The 3,828-nt window shown below is 30.1% G+C and carries 3 protein-coding genes; all 3 read right to left on the bottom strand.

The window, feature by feature from the left end:
- The coding region (locus ACW2QF_RS10000; RefSeq protein WP_455715859.1) for an amidohydrolase family protein at positions 1 to 785 on the bottom strand (785 nt) is incomplete at its 3' end.
- A gap of 91 nt (positions 786 to 876) precedes the next feature.
- Positions 877 to 2,076 carry a MerR family transcriptional regulator gene (locus ACW2QF_RS09995; protein ID WP_455715858.1) on the bottom strand — a complete coding sequence of 400 codons (1,200 nt, stop codon included), beginning with the start codon at positions 2,074 to 2,076 and terminating at the stop codon, positions 877 to 879.
- Positions 2,077 to 2,221: 145 nt separating this feature from the next.
- Positions 2,222 to 3,828 (bottom strand): MutS-related protein (locus ACW2QF_RS09990; RefSeq protein WP_455715857.1); only part of this gene is annotated, 1,607 nt, incomplete at its 5' end.

The following is a 3,828-nucleotide window of genomic DNA, read 5'->3' as shown; positions in this document are numbered from 1 at the left end:
TAGATTAGCTTTCTTTCTCTCTTTGATATCTTAAGTTTTTTAAGACGTTTCTTAATCTTATCTATATTATTGATTCCATAAGGTGCATCACTTCCTAAGATTAATCTCTCGGCACCATAGGTTTCTAACGCCTTTTTAAGTATTCCTATAGAATACAATTGTGGCGAAGACAAGTCAAAGAATACATTATTATACTGTAGTCTAGGATACATTGTCTCTGAACCAATCAAATGAGCTATGATAAATTTTGTTTTGTTATATTTATTAGCCATTGAAGTAAATCGTATGACTTGTTTGTATGATATGATATGGATAAATATAGGTATCTTATTCTTCGCTGCCCATTGAAACAACTTTCTACAATTCTTACTTTGGATATCAAAATCCGTCCAACATTGGTGAAGCTTAATCATATGAAATCCATATTTCTGATAAAATTCATCCATCTTATCTATACAAGAATCATCATTTGGATCAACCCAATAAGCATTCCATATACGGTCGGGACTCGTACTAGCCAGCTTCCAAACAACATAATTTTGTCCCTCTATGTAATCAGCTAATTTACATAGTTTAACCATTTTGCATATTAATTTGTTATAATTATAGCTTAATGTCTCTTTACGCAATAGATTAGACATTAATGGATAGAAATAGTTCCTCTTACTACCTTGTTCTCCACCGCACAAAATTACTCTATCAATGTTATGCGAATCCAAATAGTCAATAATACTATTTTGTGTCAAATATATTCCACATGCATGTGCATGACCATCGATTATCATTATATCACCTCTAAAATGTTCTATATGTTAGCCACTGTACCATTTATATGCAAAGATTTTAACATATTATATGATATAATACAAACCTGTTTTATATATTTCTACATTCAAATAGTCCTGTTTCTTTATGTATTAAGAACGCTCCTTCTTTCTGTATACGTTCTTCAATCATCTTCATTAATATATCACCAGTACGATCAAGTATCACAGGGGCATTTCCAGGAAATGAATATACATAGTCCCATATTACCTGGGAATTATCAACGATAAGATTACTATCAAAATCATATTGATTAACAAAATCAAATAATTTAGACAATTGTTCTTCACCGTTTTGTAATGAAAAACGATTCAAGCATACTTCTAATGTATTATCAATTGTTGGGTCATATTCAAAAACTAAATCCATTAATTCTTTCATATGTCCATTTCCAATTGTAGAGCAAAACAGATAACCATCTTTTTTAAGTGCCTTCTTCAAATTGGTTAAACAATCTTCTATATGTACAAGATGGTATAGCATGTGATTTGCTATAATAACATCAAATTTCATATCATTCAATTGCAAGTTATTGCTGTCGTCTTGTCTATAATGTATATGTATATTCTTCTTTGCTAAGTCGTCTGCATACTTATTGAAGCAGCTCTTAATACTATCCAACATACCTTGAGAGTAATCCGATAGATAAATCTCTATGTTTGCAGGTAAACGTTTGATATTTGTCTCCCATAAAAGACCATTTCCACAGCCAATTTCAAGAATCTTCATACCTTCTTTGATATGCAGATGATCATAAACCCATTCCATCCAATTAACTTTGCTAGTATTATAGTGGTGAATGTTGATTCTTCTTATTAAATTATCAGCCGTTTCATACTGATTTTCAATCTTCTTTTCATCTGACAATAAGTTTAATAATAGGATTAAATTATCCCAATCCTCTACTTCATTGCACGTTTTAGCTACTTCAACCGCATCAAGTAAGCGATCAATTTCTGCTCTCTTCTTCTGAAGTAATTCTTTTTGATTCTCTAAAGATTGCTTCATAACAAAACGGTCCCTTTGATCATTTTGTATTAAATCCTTAATTTGTTCCAATGAGAACCCAAGAAACTTAAACATTAATATCTTTTGTAATGTTTCAAAAGAGCTCGTATCATAATAGCGATATCCACTTTCAGAATAATCAACTGGCTGTAATAAACCTTTTGAATCATAATAACGAATGGTTCTACTTGATACTCCTGAGATTTTAGCAATTTCTCCTGCTGTATAGTATTTTTTCTTCATAATTAGCCTCCCTCAATATTCGTAATCCTCTTACTTTCAAAATTTATATCCTGCAGGCTTGGAATTTTGATATTTGTAATATTACCTTGTTACGGTTTTATTATAAAGGTTTACGTTACGGAAAGGTCAATAAGAAATTCATTAATTAGTTATCTATCATTAATCCAGCCAATTTCAATATATGTACTGCATTCTTAGTTTTGCATTTCCCATCTTTTATTTTATAATCAAAATAAATGTTATCATTTCTATAATATTCTTCAAAATGATAGTTAAAGCCTGTAATTTCACGTTGCTCGACCAAACTACACAACTCAAAATCATGAGTTGATACAAGTGTAATTACAAAATCCTTATTTAAAGTTTTGATAATTTCTTTGGCCCCTACTATTCGATCTGTAGAATTTGTCCCTTTAAATATTTCATCAATTAAGACCAACATAGGCTTTTTCTTTTCCAAATTCTCTACTACTTCCTTAATCCTTAAAACCTCTGCATAGAAAGACGAAATACCTTTAGAAACATCGTCCTGTACTCTCATAGACGTAAATATTCTCATAAAAGAAATGCGTAGTCTTTCTGCACACACAGGTGCTCCAGCGTATGCTAAAACTGCATTAATTCCCACTGTTCTCAAAAATGTGGTCTTTCCTGACATATTTGAACCAGTAATAATGCTGATTCCCTTTTTCGATGAAAATGGATTCGGAACCACATCTTTTATAGAAATCAAAGGATGTGTAATTTGATTTGCTTCTAATATTACGTTACTATTATCTACTAATTCAGGGAAAGAAACTAAACGATTATCAGCAATAACCGACATACTAAGTAAAGCTTCCACTTCACCAATGATTCCAAATAAGTCTGTCATGTTTTCACCATATTTTCTTTTCCAATGTTCAAGACTTGAAACACAATGAATATCATACAATAAAAACAATTGCAATAATATATGGATATATGGATTTGTTTGGAATGAAAATGCAGCATTAACGTTGTTAAGTTTCTTGATTCCTATGACAGTTTTATTTTTTCCTCTCAGTTTTTTACATAATGATTTCAAATAATCCGATTGAAAATCAGCATTGCTAATACAGTTAAGCAGATCAGAATACCCATCAATATTTAAACAGAAATTATAAACATCATTTATTATTTTTTTATATTTACGGCCAACACTATAGGCACATATTAACTGTACCCCTCCTAAGATTTCTATTATATTCATAACGTTATATCCACTTATTTGTAACACAATCAAAACTATCATTAAACCAGTTAGTATAATAGCTCCTATACTAATAATAGGACTGATGATACGTTTTTTCATATGGATGTATTTCAAAAATGTATCATACCATTCTTTCGCATCTCTTTTATTATTTAATGCTATTTTCATACTCAAAGTTTCAATTTCTATAGATAATTCTTCCTTTTCAATTAATTCCTTTACTGCTTTCTGACGCTTATATATATTTTCTTTGTCAAACTTATCATTTTGCAAATAAGAAGCAAGTATCTTACGACCTTCAAATGTATTCGCAGTACATAAATATTGATACAATGAGTTATCTCCAAATATATCTAGATCATTCTCAACATTGGACTCTTTTGTAATAAAATCATTTCCTTTATCTTTAAATTCACGCCATAAATCTTGCAATCTGTTATTTCTTTTTTCAAGTACTTTCCATTTCGCATAGATATATTCTTTCTTCGATTTAATATTCTCGTGATATATTAGCAACA

Source organism: Anaerosporobacter sp. (assembly GCF_965301125.1).
Note: the sequence above shows the minus strand (reverse complement) of the source record. Positions and strands in the feature narration are given on the sequence as shown.